14 protein-coding genes and 1 tRNA gene are annotated in these 14,347 nt (G+C 72.8%); 1 reads left to right on the top strand and 14 read right to left on the bottom strand.

From position 1 onward, the window contains the following. Positions 1-57 precede the first annotated feature (57 nt). The 7 genes from ACH4SL_RS19140 to ACH4SL_RS19110 form a co-directional block, all read right to left on the bottom strand. Positions 58-897, bottom strand: coding sequence for an RNA polymerase sigma factor SigF (locus ACH4SL_RS19140; protein WP_398447781.1), 840 nt, complete (start codon positions 895-897; stop codon positions 58-60). Between the two features lie 230 nt (positions 898-1,127). Continuing rightward, on the bottom strand, positions 1,128-1,421 hold the full coding sequence (locus tag ACH4SL_RS19135) for a Dabb family protein (protein WP_398446942.1): 294 nt from the start codon (positions 1,419-1,421) through the stop codon (positions 1,128-1,130). Positions 1,422-1,440: 19 nt separating this feature from the next. After that, positions 1,441-1,605, bottom strand: coding sequence for a hypothetical protein (locus ACH4SL_RS19130; protein ID WP_398446939.1), 165 nt, complete (start codon positions 1,603-1,605; stop codon positions 1,441-1,443). Between the two features lie 256 nt (positions 1,606-1,861). Beyond that, positions 1,862-1,948: transfer RNA gene (locus ACH4SL_RS19125), tRNA-Ser, on the bottom strand. Positions 1,949-1,990: 42 nt separating this feature from the next. Then, the gene (locus ACH4SL_RS19120; RefSeq protein ID WP_398446937.1) at positions 1,991-2,437 is read right to left on the bottom strand and encodes a nucleoside deaminase; all 447 of its coding nucleotides are present in this window, start codon (positions 2,435-2,437) and stop codon (positions 1,991-1,993) included. 131 nt (positions 2,438-2,568) lie between these two features. Beyond that, on the bottom strand, positions 2,569-3,111 hold the full coding sequence (locus ACH4SL_RS19115) for a hypothetical protein (protein WP_398446935.1): 543 nt from the start codon (positions 3,109-3,111) through the stop codon (positions 2,569-2,571). 303 nt (positions 3,112-3,414) lie between these two features. Then, positions 3,415-3,633 (bottom strand): hypothetical protein, encoded by a 219-nt coding sequence (locus tag ACH4SL_RS19110; RefSeq protein WP_398446933.1) that lies wholly within the window; start codon positions 3,631-3,633, stop codon positions 3,415-3,417. Positions 3,634-3,789: 156 nt separating this feature from the next. Here ACH4SL_RS19110 and upp point away from each other — a divergent pair, with 156 nt between their 5' ends. Further along, positions 3,790-4,425: a uracil phosphoribosyltransferase gene (upp, locus tag ACH4SL_RS19105; RefSeq protein ID WP_398446931.1), complete on the top strand. Its 636-nt coding sequence runs from the start codon at positions 3,790-3,792 to the stop codon at positions 4,423-4,425. A 280-nt stretch (positions 4,426-4,705) separates the two neighbouring features. On the opposite strand, the gene ACH4SL_RS19100 is transcribed toward upp, so the two are convergent. The 7 genes from ACH4SL_RS19100 to ACH4SL_RS19070 form a co-directional block, all read right to left on the bottom strand. After that, on the bottom strand, positions 4,706-5,374 hold the full coding sequence (locus ACH4SL_RS19100) for a LytR C-terminal domain-containing protein (protein ID WP_398446929.1): 669 nt from the start codon (positions 5,372-5,374) through the stop codon (positions 4,706-4,708). A 21-nt stretch (positions 5,375-5,395) separates the two neighbouring features. After that, on the bottom strand, positions 5,396-5,692 hold the full coding sequence (locus ACH4SL_RS19095; protein WP_398175350.1) for a type II toxin-antitoxin system VapB family antitoxin: 297 nt from the start codon (positions 5,690-5,692) through the stop codon (positions 5,396-5,398). A 102-nt stretch (positions 5,693-5,794) separates the two neighbouring features. Then, on the bottom strand, positions 5,795-6,679 hold the full coding sequence (locus tag ACH4SL_RS19090; RefSeq protein ID WP_398446927.1) for a LysR family transcriptional regulator: 885 nt from the start codon (positions 6,677-6,679) through the stop codon (positions 5,795-5,797). 60 nt (positions 6,680-6,739) lie between these two features. Continuing rightward, positions 6,740-11,422 (bottom strand): caspase family protein, encoded by a 4,683-nt coding sequence (locus ACH4SL_RS19085; protein WP_398446925.1) that lies wholly within the window; start codon positions 11,420-11,422, stop codon positions 6,740-6,742. 112 nt (positions 11,423-11,534) lie between these two features. Further along, positions 11,535-12,224 carry a DUF4232 domain-containing protein gene (locus tag ACH4SL_RS19080; protein WP_398446923.1) on the bottom strand — a complete coding sequence of 230 codons (690 nt, stop codon included), beginning with the start codon at positions 12,222-12,224 and terminating at the stop codon, positions 11,535-11,537. Positions 12,225-12,488: 264 nt separating this feature from the next. Next, positions 12,489-13,034, bottom strand: coding sequence for a hypothetical protein (locus tag ACH4SL_RS19075; protein WP_398446921.1), 546 nt, complete (start codon positions 13,032-13,034; stop codon positions 12,489-12,491). Positions 13,035-13,168: 134 nt separating this feature from the next. Next, positions 13,169-14,335 (bottom strand): endo-1,4-beta-xylanase, encoded by a 1,167-nt coding sequence (locus ACH4SL_RS19070; protein ID WP_398446919.1) that lies wholly within the window; start codon positions 14,333-14,335, stop codon positions 13,169-13,171. Positions 14,336-14,347 lie beyond the last annotated feature (12 nt).

Here is a 14,347-nt window from a genome sequence, read left to right as displayed (position 1 = left end):
GCAACACGCTGTAGCGCCATGTCGACATATCTGTGCAGGTGACTTAATCCTCTTCGGTTAGGGTTCGAGCTGGTTTGCGGACCGCAGCCGCGCGAAGCTGCGGGAGAGCAGCCGGGACACGTGCATCTGGGAAACCCCCAGCTCAGCGCTGATCTGCGACTGCGTCAGGTTGCCGAAGTAGCGCAGCAGCAGGATCCGCCGCTCGCGCTCGGGGAGCTGCACCAGCAGATGCCGCACCAGATCGCGGTGCTCGACGCCCGACAGGGCCGGGTCCTCGTAGCCGAGCCGGTCCAGCAGCCCGGGGGCGCCGTCGCCCTCCTGGGCGGCCTCCAGGGACGTCGCGTGGTACGCCCGGCCGGCCTCCAGGCACGCGAGCACCTCCTCCTCCGACAGCCCCAGCCGCTCGGCGATCTCGGCGGTGGTCGGCGACCGGCCGTGCAGCACGGTCAGGTCCTCGATCGCCCCGCTGACCTGCACCCACAGCTCGTGCAGCCGGCGCGGTACGTGCACGGTCCGCACGTTGTCGCGGAAGTAACGTTTGATCTCCCCCACCACCGTGGGCATCGCGAAGGTCGGGAACTGCACCCCGCGGTCCGGGTCGAAGCGGTCGATCGCGTTGATCAGCCCGATGGTGCCGACCTGGACGACGTCCTCCATCGGCTCGTTGCGGCTGCGGAAGCGGGCGGCGGCGTAGCGCACCAGCGGCAGGTTGACCTCGATGAGCGCCGCGCGCACCTGGGCGTGTTCGGACGTGCCCGGTTCAAGTGTGCGGATCTGTTCGAAAAGCACCTGGGTGAGGGCCCGTGCGTCCGCCGCGCCGGCGCTGGGGGTGCGTGTCCTGCCGCGGGGATAGGAGGTCGACGCGGTCGCCGCAGTCGACGCCGTACGGGCCGGCACCGGCACGTCACACCCCTCTTCGGTTCTTCGGTCTACTCGTCCGGCAAAAGCGGTCATAGCATCACAATTCATGTGTGGGGGTTCAAGCACCGCTTAGTGCCGTGTTGTACGACCGGGGCCCCGCCGCCGCCCGCCGCCGCCCGCCGGAAACGACGAAGCCCCCCGCCGGGAAGGCAGGGGGCTCGGGGGCCGCTCCGCGCGCCGCGGGCGCGGCCGCGGGGGGCGGGGCCTCAGAACTCGTAGTCGGCAATCACCCAGGTGGCGAATTCCTTCCAGGGCGCGACCGCGGCCTGGTGCGCCGGGTGCTCGACGTAGCGGCGCAGCGCATCGGCGTCGGCGGCCGAGGAGTTGATCGCGAAGTCGTACGCGATGGGCCGGTCGGAGACGTTCCAGCCGGTCTCCCACGACGCGATCTCGGGTACGAGCCCGCCCAGCTCGGCGAACGCCTGTGCGCCCGCCACCACCCGCGGCTCGTCCCGCGAGACACCCTCGTTGAGCTTGAACAGGACCAGATGCCGGATCATGCCACCCTCGCTCGACTCGTCAGTTGGCCAAGTCGTGCATGAACTGCCCGATGCTCTTGGCCGCGTTCGATATCCCGACGAAGCCTACTTGCACCAGGTCGGCGGCCCGGGAGGGCTGGTTGATGATCGTGTACAGCACGAAGATCACCAGCACGTACGTGGCGATCTTCCTCGCCTGCGCCATGCGCCTTGCCCTCCCCAGCCCGCAGCCCCACACCAACGGTCACAAGTGTGCAATCCACAGAGTCTATCCGTCAGATGGCGCAAGAAGGCGTCCGCCAGACCTTTGATCCGATGAACGGCTTCCCCGGTGATCCGGACCCGGAAACGTCCGGCGGCCCGACGCGTGGCCCGTCCCGGGGGCTGCCCCGGAAACGCCGAACGCCCGTCGTCTCACGGGGAGTCGACGGGCGTACGCTGCGCTGTGCTCGCGCTGGGAGCGGTAGCGGTGGGATTTGAACCCACGGAGGAGTTGCCCCCTCACACGCTTTCGAGGCGTGCTCCTTAGGCCGCTCGGACACGCTACCGAGAGAGAGCTTAGCCCACGCCGGGGCGTGCGCAGAAATCCGTTACCGGTCCAGTGGGCGGCCCGAGCGGAAGAAGGCGGTCAGGAGGGCGGCGGCGGGCTCGGGGAGGACGCCGGCGATCACCTCGGGGCGGTGGTTGAGGCGGCGGTCGCGCAGCAGGTCCCACAGCGAGCCGGCCGCGCCCGCCTTGGTGTCGGTGGCCGCGTAGACGACCCGGTCGACGCGGGACTGCACGAGCGCGCCCGCGCACATCGCGCACGGCTCCAGCGTGACCAGCAGCGTGCAGCCGGTCAGCCGCCACTCGCCCACCTCGGCGGCGGCCCTGCGCAGGGCCAGCACCTCGGCGTGCGCGGTCGGGTCGCCGGTCGCCTCGCGCTCGTTGCGGGCGCGGGCCAGCACGGTCGTGCCGTCCGCGGCCAGCACGACCGCGCCCACCGGGACGTCGCCGGTGAGCGGGGCCAGTTCCGCCTCCGCGAGGGCCAGCCGCATGGCGGGCGCCCAGGGGTCGCGTACGGGGTCGCGCGGACCCGGGGCGCCCCCGGGGGGCTCCCCGGGCGGTTCGCCCGGCGGCTCCCCTTGCTGGGGGGAGCCGGGTACGGGTGGGTGCGGTGGGTGTGCTGTCAGCGGACCGCCTCCAGAACCTCGCCGCAGCCCAGGGCGTCGGCGATCTCACCCAGCGCCTCGCCGGTGAGCGCGCCGTCGCCGCTGAGGGCCAGCAGCTCCTTGCGGCTCATCCCGAGGTCGGCCAGCAGGTCGGTCTCGCCGAGCGGGCCGACGGGCACGTGGTCCTCGGAGAGGCCGGCCACGGCCCCCTCCTCGTCCTCGTCCCCGCCGCCGTCCTCGGTGCCGTCGAGGTCGACGAGTCCGTCGAGGTCCTCCGGGTCGCGGCCCAGCACCTCGTCGGTGAGCAGGATCTCCCCGTACGAGCTGCGGGCCGCGGCGGCCGCGTCGGAGACGTAGATCCTCGGGTCGTCCTCACCGTCGACGCGGACGACGCCGAACCAGGCGTCCTCCTGCTCGATGAAGACCAGAACCGTTTCGTCCTCGTCGCCGGCCGCGCGGGCCAGATCGCTCAGGTCGGCGAGGGTTTCCACATTGTCGAGATCGGGCTCGCTCGCTTGCCAACCGTCCTCGGTGCGCGCGAGCAGTGCGGCGAAGTACACCGTGACTCTCCCACAGGTCTCAGGCCGTCCGGACCGGGTGGGGCCGCCGCCGACATCTCTCGGCATTCCACGGTCCCGCCCATCGGCATCGTGGCAGAAACCGGGGCGTTGCGAGAGGTCTTCGGCACTGCGACGTGCCAGGTCTTCGTCACTTCTGCGGGATTCCCGGGTCGCGTACCGCCATTGCGGGGGTCCGGTGGTCACCCGAGCGGCACCAACCGGTCACACTCCGCGCGCGCCGCGATCGTCCGCGGTCACCCGGACCCCGGACGCCCGGGCCCCGGATGCGCGCGCACGGGACCCTCACCACCGGAACGTGCGCATCCGCATCTGCTGCCGCAGACGTGCCGCCCGGGCCCGGCGCGGCTGCACCCGGTCGCGCAGCTCGCGCGCCTCGTCCAGCTCGCGCAGGAAGGAGGCGCGCTTGCGGCGCCGCTCCTGCTCGCTCCCGGCCTCGCCCGCGGGCTCCCGCGCGCGCTCGCGGCCCTGCCCTTCCGCCGCGCGCCCTTCGCGGTCCGCCATGGCGCCACCATCCCTGGGTCGCTTCACCCGGGTGACGCGCCCGGGCGTACAGACCCACTTTCCCCCGTTCGGGCGGTTTACCCCACCGGCCGCGCAGGAGCCGGGAGCGAGGCGGGGCTGGCAGGACCCCCGGGAGCTGCGGTTACAGTCGTCGCTATGCGTCTCCACGTTGTCGACCACCCGCTGGTCGCGCACAAGCTCACCACCCTGCGCGACGAGCGCACCGACTCCCCGACCTTCCGCCGGCTCGCCGACGAGCTGGTCACGCTGCTCGCCTACGAGGCGACGCGCGACGTCCGGACCGAGCAGGTCGACATCCGCACGCCCGTCGCCGCCACCACCGGGGTGCGGCTGTCCCATCCGCGCCCGATGGTCGTGCCCATCCTGCGCGCCGGGCTCGGCATGCTCGACGGCATGATGCGCCTGCTGCCCACCGCCGAGGTCGGCTTCCTCGGCATGGTGCGCGACGAGCACACGCTGGAGGCCACGACCTACGCCACCCGCATGCCCGAATCCCTGTCCGGCCGCCAGGTCTACGTCGTCGACCCCATGCTCGCCACGGGCGGCACCCTCGTCGCGGCGGTCAACCTGCTCATCGAGCTGGGCGCCGACGACGTCACCGCGCTGTGCCTGCTGGCCGCCCCCGAGGGCGTCGAGACGATGGAGGCCGCGCTCGCGGGCAAGCCGGTCACCGTCGTGACCGCCGCGGTCGACGACCACCTCAACGACCAGGGCTTCATCGTCCCGGGCCTCGGCGACGCGGGTGACCGCCTCTACGGGGCGGTCAGCTAGCCGCTGGGGCTTGAGGGGGTCCGCCCTTGCGCAGGGCGGTGCGCGTCCCCAGGCTGCGCCGCGGGGAGGATGCGCTTGCCGCGCGGGGCGAGCGTTTTTGGGGGCGCGGGGAACTGCGCGGCCGAGCCCCTACCGGGGCGCGGGTAGTCACCGGCCCGAAGGGGCAGTTCGGTCCGTACCGGACCACCGGCCGGTGGTGGGTTGCTCGCGCAGTTCCCCGCGCCCCTAAAACGCTCGCCCGGCGGCGCGCAGCCGCACCCCGGAACGCTCACCCCCAGCGTCAGCTGGACTTCGGCTTCGCAGACGGAGAGGTCGAGGCACCGCACGCAGGGGCCGGCGGCGGGGGATTCGCCGCCGTCACGCGGGCCTTGGCCGCATCCGCGGGGCTGGCCATCGCGGTGTAGGCGTTGCCGATCATGACGTCGACGTTCTTGTCCTTGCGCGCCGGGTCGATCTTCACGGTCGACCCGGCGATCTGCGTACCCGCCTCGCGGGCCGCGGCCTCCCCCGCGGGACCGGCGACGACCAGCGCCGTCTGGGTGACCTTCTTGTCGTACGGCGCCGAGGCGTTCCCGAACGACTTGACCTTGAAGCCGCGCTTGGCGAATTCGTCGGCGGTGGTCTTGGCCAGGCCGCCGCGCGTGGTGGCGTTGTAGACGTTCATCGTCACGCCCGCCGGCTGCGGCAGCGCCATCGGCTTGAGCGCGGGCGCCGGGCTCGCGGTGCAGGGGTGGCTCTGCGGAGCCGCGTTCGCCTTGGTGTCGCCGTCGTCGCCCTTGAAGACGTCGAAGAGCTGCAGCGCGCCGTAGCCGAACAGGCCCAGCACGACGACCGACGCGATGACCACGGCCACGATGCGGCCGCGCCGCTTGGGCCGCCGCATCCGCGGGTAGTGGTCCCCGGTGATTCGGTATTTACCGCCCATCCCGGAGGGCGTCAGCATGCTCATGAGCGCAGCGTAAGCGGATTGTCAGTCCATCTCCAGGACCCGGGCATGCAGCACTTGGCGCTGCTGGAGAGCGGCGCGTACGGCTCGGTGGAGGCCGTCTTCGAGATAGAGATCACCCTGCCATTTGACGACATGTGCGAACAGGTCGCCATAGAAGGTGGAGTCCTCGGCGAGGAGCGTCTCCAGGTCGAGCTGGCCCTTGGTCGTCACCAACTGGTCCAGCCGCACAGGTCGGGGTGCGACGTCCGCCCAGTCACGCGTACTCACCCGGCCGTGGTCCGGGTACGGCCGAGAGCTTCCGATGCGCTTGAAGATCACACGGAAAGCCTACCGGTCCCGCTTGTGCGGGCGCAGCACCCTGCGCTTCCCGCACTGTGTCAAGCCCTGGGGTGAGCTTGCCCGGCAGGTAATACGCGGACATTACGCCGTCGCGGCGTACAGGAGCGCGCGGGTCGAGGGGTGGGCGGCCGCGGAGGGCGGCCAGACGAGCCGGAGCCGCAGCGCGGGCAGCGGGCGGGGGAGCGGGAGGGCGGTGAGCGCGCCCGCGGCGACGTCGGCGGCGACCGCGAAGGAGGGCAGTAGCGCGACGCCCACCCCCTGCCGAGCCCAGGCCCGCATGACGGCGACGCTCCCGGCCTGCACACGCGCGACGCCGGGCCCGAAGACGCGGCCCGCGGCGAGGGCGAAGGAGCAGGTGGAGGCGGTGTTGACGAGCAGCCGGGCGTCGTCGAGGTCCGCGGGTGCCCGGCCGGGCGCGGCGACCAGGACCAGCGGGACGGGGTCGAGGTCCAGGAAGTCCAGCTCGGCGCCGGGCGGGACGGCGAAGCCGAGGTCCCCGAGGGCCGCCCCGGTGTCGAGCAGCAGCGCCGCGTCCAGCTCCCCGCTGCGTACGGCGGCGAGCAGCGCGTCCCGCGAGGCCTCCGCGCGCACCTCGACGGTGAGCCCGGGGCGCCGGGCGGCGAGCCGGTCCAGGATCCCCGGCACCAGCTCGGCGGCGATGGATTCCAGCGCCCCCAGCCGTACGACTGTGACCTGCCGCGCGGCGGCGTCCGCGGCGACCACCTCCTGCCGCGCCCGCTCCGCCTGCTCCAGCAGCCGCCTGGCCCACCCCACCAGCTCCGCCCCCGCGGTGGTGGTCCGCATCCCCCGCGCTTCCCGCTCGAAGAGCCGCACCCCGAGGTCCCCCTCCAGCGTCCGCACGGCCTGCGACACGGAGGAGGGCGCCATCCCCAGCCGCACGGCGGCCTCGGTGACGCTCCCGGCCTCCACGACGGCCTCGAAACTCCGCAGCTGCCGCAACTCCATCGGCTCCGCCCCCCGTCCCCGTGACCTGCGCTCCCCGGCCACCGTACCGGCGGGGGCCGGTCAGTCGTCCGCGAACCAGGCGGCGGCCTCGTTGGCGAGGCCCAGCCCCTGGGCGGCGGAGGCCACCTCGTGCAGTCGCAGCCCCAGCCGCAGGGCGACGGCCACGAGCGCGGAGAGCGAGATCTCGCGCGCGGCGGGCTCGGCGGTCCCGCCGTCCAGCGGGTCGAGCGCGCGTGCCACCGCCGGACTTCCACCCAGCGTCTTTTCCAGCAGCCGCTCCGCCCGTACGTCCCGCTCGAAGTCCTCGTCGGCCGGTGCGACGTCGTAGCCCAGGTCCGCGAGATCGCGGGCGATGTCCGAGCGTGAGCGGCCGGTGTACGCGGCCAGGGCGTAGACCTGAGGCGGGGTGACCGGGCCCCAGAACTCCGGGTCGGGAGTCCGGTAGTCGCTGAGAGCTGCCAGCTCGTCCGGTCCCAGTTGTGGCAGGACCGCGGGAGCGACGGAGACCGCCTTCCCGACCCGCGTCAGGCATTCGACGATGTCAGCCGCCGAGCAGTCGGTGCGCAGAGCCGCTTCGGCGATACCGACCACGGAGATCTTCTTCCCGTGCGGAGTCCACCGCCGCGGGTACAGGCCCGCACGGAGGAGGAGCTTGTGGTCCTCCGCGTGGAGCTCGCACGAGGCGACGGCACTCTCCGGGTCGATGCGGAAGCCGAGTTCGGCGAGGCGGTGTGCGGCCCAGGCCGTGGAGCGGCTGGTTCCCTGGGCAGCGGCGAATACGTGCGGGGACGGCACCGGCGCCTCCAGACCGGGCACCCTGCCCTCGCGGACCAGGAGCGAGCGGTCGTCGTCGTCCAGATCGTGCGGGTAGGTGTCGGCCGGGGGCAGGGAGAAACCCCACGCGCGCAGCCGCTGGGCGAGTGCGGGTACGGACAGGCCGGAGAGAGCGGCTGTGTTCAGGAGTTGCGGCCCCGACACGGTGCCGGGGTCCTGCTCGGGTGGGAGACCTCGCCCGTCCAGGAGGTTGATGAGGATCAGTGTGTCCTGGGGGGACCAGTCGGCATGGCGCCGGAAGCTGTCGGTGACCTGGAAGCCCAGCTCCCGAAGCCGTTTCGCCGCCGTCTCGGAAGGAACATCGGCACTGGCGGCGCTGATGCTGATCTGGGCGGCGTGCACCGTGGCCGCCGGCCTACGCAGAAGCTGGAACTGACCTATCGTGTTGAGCAGGCGGAAGTCGTCCACCCCGGCATCCTCGATCCCGCTCGGCGTTTCGGGGCGGTAGCCGAGTTCCCGCAAGCGCAGGGCGACATCGTCGGCACGGCGCCCGGTGGCCAGTACGAGTTCGAGTATCTCGTGCGCTGCCACGGGACGTTGGGGCAGCAGCCAGCTCGGAAGATGGTAGAGGCCGTGGATCCCGGTGTTCCGGAGATACGGCGACGGCCGGACACCCTGTTGCTGGTTGTCCGGACCGCGCATCCACATGTCCAGGTCGTCCTGCCAGTAGGTCGCGTGCCGCCAGGAGGGCACCAGAAGGGTCAGGTCCGACGGGCGGGCGACAGGCCGGGAGTCGTCCGCGCGTAACGCGGGGCGTGCGTCGTCGGCGAGCCCGGCACGGAGAAGCGTGGCGAGGCGCCACCGAAGGATCGTCGCGGGGATCTGCCGCGCGTAGGCGGCGGCATAGTCGCACTGCTCGTACGGGCGCGGCTCGGGGGCGAGCACCGGCACGAGCAGGCCGTCCGGGGGGAAGACGCCGACCGCGTCGAGCGGGGCCTCGCGGGAGCCCAGGGGCCATGACACATCCCTGCCGCGGACGGCTTCCACGATCGCGTCGGCCAGCGGCCGCGACGGCACGCCGACCAGCCCCAGCCAGGTGGGGGTCAGCAGGGCGAGGCCGGCACCGTCGGCCAGGCTCGGTGCCGCGGCCACCGCGCGCAGTTCCAGCGGTTGCTTCCGGAGGTTCTGGACCGTCGCGCGGTCGACGCTGAGCTCAGGACGGTGCCGCCCGTGCAGGTTGATGACGACGCCGTGCAGCATCGACTCGGGTCCGTGGGACGCGTCCGCGAACAGCCCGTCCGACAGCGCCACACCCTCCCCGCCGATCCACCACAGGTCCGGGTCGCTGGAGGCGAAAACGCCGCCGCCCGGGTCGCGGTAGTCCGGGTTCTCGTACCAGTGCCGCTCCACCGCCCGCTCCGACAGGACCCCCGGCTCCCACTCCAGCCGCCGGGAGGCGTGCACCGCCGTCGTGCGGTACTGCGCGACCCACAGCACCTCCTCCAGCGCGTCCACGCACGACACCTGGCCCGCCGCGCGGGAGAGCAGCAGCCGCACGGACGTGCCGGTCTCGTCGCCCTCGCCGGTGTCCTCGATGCGGAAGAGGTTGCCGGGGCCGGCGATCGTGACCTTCAGGCGGCGGCCGGGGCGGCCGTCGCGGCCCATCCGGCAGGTGTGGACGACGATCTCGTCGGCGAGCATGAAGTAGCTCAACACCCCGATGCCGAAGCGGCTGTTGGGGAACAGCTCGATCTTCGGGTCGAGCGCCGACCAGGCGGCCTGCTCCTCGACGTATTCGGGGAGGTCGACGAAGCGGGCGCCGCCCTGGGCGAAGGTGCGGCTCAGTTCGTGGACGCCCATGCCGATGCCGTTGTCGTGGCATTCGAGGTACGGCCGGCCGGTGTCGTCGACGCCCTGCCGGAAGGCGATCTCGCCGGTCCAGGGGGGCAGGCGGCGGCCGGAGTTGGTACGCGTCAGGTACTGGGTGCGGGCGTCGCGGTAGCGGACCGCGTCGAGGGCGTTCTGGTACAGCTCGCGGATCGCGAGCTTGCGGTCGCCGTAGAGGGATTCGCCCATCAGCAGCTCCTGGACGCGGTCCTCGGCGAGCTGGAAGCGGATGCCGTCGGACAGGTGCGCGGGGGTGTTGCCGGTCAGGCGGACGAGGTCGGCGTCGGCGAAGGGCGGGAGGGCCCGCAGCGGGGCGAGGGACGGGGAGCGGTTGATGTCGCGCAGCAGGGCGTCGGTGCGGTGGGCGTGCTCGCGCAGGGCGATCTGGACGGCCGGGTGGTGGCAGGCGGCGTTCAGGGAGCGGCCGACGCCGGAGGCGTGCCACTCGGACGCGCGCAGGGTGGCGAGCAGTTCGGGCAGGCCGACGTTGTCGGAGATGCCGAGGTGCTCGACGACGATCTCGGGGAGGTCGACGGGGTCGACGGCCAGCGCGTGCGCGGCCTTGGCGAGGGCGAGGAGGAGGCCGTGGCGCACCTCGTGCTCGTCGCCGGTGCTGGCGGCCACCACGTCGGGCGGGCCCTCGGGGGCGACGGCGAAGGGCGCGGTGAGCCGGCCCTGGAGGAAGCGGGCGAAGCGGTCGGCGGACAGGGCGCCGTCGATCCAGTCCGGCCGGTCGGGGTCCTCCGGCGCGTCCGGCGGTGTGAGGAGGGTCTTGAGCGACTGCGCGCCGTAGACGTCGGGTTGCAGGGCGAGCCAGCGGTGGAAGAGCCACCAGCGGATGCCGGCGGCGTCGGCCTTGCGGTCGGCCGACTCGCCGAGGGCGCGCAGCCGCCGGACGAGGCGGGGGTGGGTGCGGACGAAGTCCTCGAAGCGGTCGCGCTCCGGGCCGGTCGCCCCCTCGGCGAGCAGGCCCGCGCGTCCGGCCGCCTCCACCGCCCAGTACGCCTCGGTGACGAGCGGCAGCAGGACGGCGAGCGCGGCCTCGGTCGGCGAGAAGGTGCTGGTGCGCTCCATCCGGCCGACGAGGAAGTGCATGCGCTTCTGGGCGCGGAGGGCGAACTCCGCGTCGTGCCACGGGTCGTCGGACAGGGCCGCGGTGGCGACCGCGAAGCTGTCGGCGAGTTGGGCCGCGAGCGTGACGCACACCGCCTTGACCGCCTCCCGGGCCGGTCCGGGCGCCGTGCGCTCCCACGCCGAGTGGCCCGCGACCAGGTGCAGCCAGGGGTGCGCGCGCGGCGTCCGGGCGGGGCCGGGGACGACCGCGAAGCCGGCGCGGTCGGTGTCGGTGGCGACGCGGATGCGCTGCGGGGTGCGCGGCTTGCCGTACGCGGCGTGCAGGGTGTCGATCCGGGCCTGCACGCGCTGCTCGAACTCCGCGAGGTCCAGGGAGTGTTCGGTGCCGGCGACGACATCGGCCACGGCCCGCGAGAAGAGGCTGAAGGAGTCGCCCGGCGGGCCCGCCGCCGCCTGGTCCACCGCGCGGTCCGAGGTCCTGACGTACAGGGCGACCTCGGCGGGGGAGCACGCGTAGACGTGGGCGACCTTGCGCCGGAGGGCGGCGGCGATCTTCGGTGTGCTCCATCCGCGCACGCCGGACGGGGACTTGGTGTCCCGCTCGAAGCCCTCCCGGCAGGCGTCGATCAGGAAGACGACCCGGGCGGCGGGCGAATTCTCCAGCTCCTTGCGCCAGTCGATCTGCACGCAGCAGTCGGCGAAGGGCTCGATCGCGAAGCTGGCGTCCTCCGGGATCAGGTAGTCGGCACCCTCGAAGTGCTGGCCGTGCCCGCTGAGCAGGACGAGCAGGCAGTCGCCGCGGTCGGCTTCGCGCAGGAAGCGGCTGACGCGCGCGTTCACGGCCGTCCGCGTGACACCGCGGGCGGACTCCAGGATCTCCGCGGACGCGAAGCCCCGCTCCGTCAGCACGGTCTGCACACGCGTCAGATCACCGGGTACGAAGGCCAGTTCGGAGATGGCCGGGTCGTCGTACTCGCTCGCTCCGATCAACAGCGCCTTGTAGGCCACCGGTTGCCCCTCCAAGCCCCGCCGCCCGCCGAACGCGGCGCGTCAACTCTAGAACCCGGCACCGCGGTCGAGCGGCGAAAACGCGGACGGGGGGCGGGCCTGGGGCGGGGGGTCAGCTCGCGAAGGGCACCGCGTCGGCGGCCTTGGTGTGCCAGCTGGTGACGATGGGCTTGTCGACGGTGAAGGTGCCGGTCTTCAGGGAGACCGGGTTCGGGTCGGCGTCGGAGACGGAGACGATGATGAACGTCAGCTCCTTGCCGCCGTTGGTCGCGGTCGACTTGGGGTTCACCCCGGCGTAGGCGGAGACGCCCGCCTTGAGGGTGATCGGCTGGCCCGCCGACTGCTCGGCGGGCTTGGCCTCCGTACCGTCCGAGCCGAAGGCGATGACGGGCAGGGCGGCGGGGAGGATGCAGGTGATGCCGGGCTTGGCGGTGGCCTTGACCAGGAAGTAGCCGCCCGCCTGCGACTGCGACGTCACGCTCCAGGAGATGTCGTTCGTGCCGCAGGTCTGGCCGTAGCCCTTCTTGTCCGGGGCGCTGCCGCTGTCGTCCGCACCGGACTTCGCGGACTTCGCGGGCTTGCTCGTGCTGTCCGACGAGCCGTCCGCCGGGGCCGCGGCAGTGGTCGACGGCGACGCGGTGGCGGAGGCGGCGGGGGTGGACGGGGCGGAGGACGTCGCGGACGGCGACGGATCCTTGGCCGCGGACGACGAGTCGTCGCCGCCCCCGCAGGCCGTCATGAGCAGCCCCGCACCGAGGGTGGTGGCGGCGGCGAGGGCGGCGGCGCGCAGACGACGGTTCATGGTTCGTGACTCCCCTGGAGAGGGCGGCCGTGCTCGGCCGCCGCTGGGTGAAGCGGGTTGACGATCACTCACACGATGCCTGACCAGGGGGCGGTTCCGCCGTGGCACGCCCATGACGGCGTTGTCGCGCGCCCGTGACATGAGACACAGGAACGGCGGATGTCGTGTGGAGGGGCGCGCGGGGCAGCCGTGCTCCGGCGTCTCGGCGGGCGGTACGCGGTTCGTGCGGTGCCTCGGCGGGCGGTCCGCGGTCCGCGCTGCGTCTCAGCGGGCGGTACGCGGCCCGCGGGCGACGACCGGGGCGCCGCCGTCGTCGGGCAGGACGACGAGATACCGCAGCTCGCCGGCCTCGACCTCCGCCAGCCCCGGCCGTGCGGCGGACGCCAGCGCCCCGGCGGCGGCCCCTGCGCCCTCGGTCAGCTCGCCGAGCCGCGCGTAGTGCGCGGTGAGGGTCGCGGCCGGTCCGTCGAGCCACAGCCGTACCGCCGCGCCCCGGCGGAGCGCCGCGAGCAGGGCGTCCCGCACCTCGCCCGGCGCCGCGGCCAGGACCCGGTCGTGCAGCCGTTCCTGGGTGGACGGCTGCGTCGGCGCGGCCGCCGCCAGGTCGGTGCACCGCGGGCACGAGTGCGGGGCGGAGGGTGCGAACAGATGCCGGTAGGTGGTGAGGGGACGCCCGGTGATGCCGCACAGCGTCCCGCGCGGGCCCACCGCGTGGTCGACGCCCGGCGCGTCGTCCAGTTGGCAGGCGCCGAACCGGGACGGCTCGCGCGCCCCCGCGAACGACCAGCCCTCGTAAGGGAATTGGCTCATGCGGTGAAGCTTCCCACCGCCGCCCGGAGGCCAACAGGCCCGGGGCGTACGGCGAGGGCCCCGGTCGGCAGGTGACCGGGGCCCTCGGGACAAGGGGGCTTGCTGGACAGGGGCGGGGCTACTTGCCGCTGCGGCTACTTGCCGCCGCCCACCGGGCCGTGCTTCTTCGTGCCGGCCGCGGCCTTCAGGTCCTGCTGGAGCGTCGAATACGCGGTCTTGGGCTGCATGTTCACGTCGTAGAGCAGACCGTAGCCCTCGCCGCTGAAGGTGCTCGGGATCCAGGAGTCGCCGTCGTGGACGCCCCACGCGGTGAAGGAGATGCACTGGCTGACGAGTTCGCAGCCCTTGAGCAGCGCGGAGAACTCGTACGGCTGCGCGAACTGCGCGAGCGAGTCGGTGGGCACCTGGGTGGCCGGGGCGTCGACGAAGGTGCGCACGTCGGCCTCGGTGATGGCGACCTTCAGGCCGAGGTCGCCGAAGGCCTGCAGGTCGTTCTGGTAGAGCGTGGCGTTGAAGCCGTACTGCGTGTCGAGGTGGCCCTGCTCGCCGATGCCGTCGATCGGGACGCCCTGCTTGCGCAGCTTCTTGACGAAGTCGTAGACGGCCTGGAATTTGACGTTCGTGCCGTCCTCGCCGGTGATGTTGTAGTCGTTGTACATCAGCAGCGCCTTCGGGTCCGCCTGGTGCGCCCAGCGGAAGACGTCGGCGAGCACGCCCGAGCCGAGGTGCTTGACCCAGAAGTCATCGGCGTTCAGGCCGTCGGCCTGCGGGGTCTCCCAGGAGTTGGCGAAGACCTCGTTGGCGACGTCCCACTGCCACACCTTGCCCTTGAAGTGCGAGACCTCGTCGGTGACGTGCTGGTGCAGGATGTTGCGCAGCTGCGCGTTGCTGATGGTGCCGTTGTCGACGCCGGTGGTCAGCCAGCCCGGGAGCTGGTTGTGCCACATCAGGGTGTGGCCGCGGACCGCCTGCCCGTTCTGCTGGGCGAACTTGACCAGGTCGTCGGCGGCCTTCCAGTTGTGGACGCCCTGGCTCGGCTCGACGGCGTCCCACTTCATGGCGTTCTCGGCGGTGACGGCGGAGAACTGCCCGGCGACGATGTCGGTGTAGGCCTTGTTGCTGCCCAGCTGGGCGGCGTCGACGGCGGTGCCGAAACGCAGCCCCTGCTTCGACGCCAGCGCCCGCAGGGAGGTGTCGTCCTGCTTGCCGTTTCCGTGGGCGGCGGCGACTGCGGCCGGAACGAGCAGGGCGGCCGCGGCGACACCGGCGGCGACGACTGCGGATCTGCGTCGGAGCTTCACAGCGGACTCCCG

The sequence above is a fragment of the Streptomyces sp. NPDC021020 genome (assembly GCF_044333285.1).
In the GTDB taxonomy this organism is placed as follows: domain Bacteria; phylum Actinomycetota; class Actinomycetes; order Streptomycetales; family Streptomycetaceae; genus Actinacidiphila.
The sequence above is the reverse complement of the archived record's forward strand: the minus strand, read 5'-3'. Positions and strand labels throughout refer to the sequence as shown.

Bases quoted from the DNA above. Each gene is read 5' to 3' on its own strand.
- ACH4SL_RS19135 (WP_398446942.1), bottom strand. From the start codon at position 1,421: ATGATCCGGCATCTGGTCCTGTTCAAGCTCAACGAGGGTGTCTCGCGG.
- ACH4SL_RS19130 (WP_398446939.1), bottom strand. From the start codon at position 1,605: ATGGCGCAGGCGAGGAAGATCGCCACGTACGTGCTGGTGATCTTCGTG.
- ACH4SL_RS19120 (WP_398446937.1), bottom strand. From the start codon at position 2,437: ATGCGGCTGGCCCTCGCGGAGGCGGAACTGGCCCCGCTCACCGGCGAC.
- ACH4SL_RS19110 (WP_398446933.1), bottom strand. From the start codon at position 3,633: ATGGCGGACCGCGAAGGGCGCGCGGCGGAAGGGCAGGGCCGCGAGCGC.
- upp (WP_398446931.1), top strand. From the start codon at position 3,790: ATGCGTCTCCACGTTGTCGACCACCCGCTGGTCGCGCACAAGCTCACC.
- ACH4SL_RS19100 (WP_398446929.1), bottom strand. From the start codon at position 5,374: ATGAGCATGCTGACGCCCTCCGGGATGGGCGGTAAATACCGAATCACC.
- ACH4SL_RS19090 (WP_398446927.1), bottom strand. From the start codon at position 6,679: ATGGAGTTGCGGCAGCTGCGGAGTTTCGAGGCCGTCGTGGAGGCCGGG.
- ACH4SL_RS19080 (WP_398446923.1), bottom strand. From the start codon at position 12,224: ATGAACCGTCGTCTGCGCGCCGCCGCCCTCGCCGCCGCCACCACCCTC.
- ACH4SL_RS19075 (WP_398446921.1), bottom strand. From the start codon at position 13,034: ATGAGCCAATTCCCTTACGAGGGCTGGTCGTTCGCGGGGGCGCGCGAG.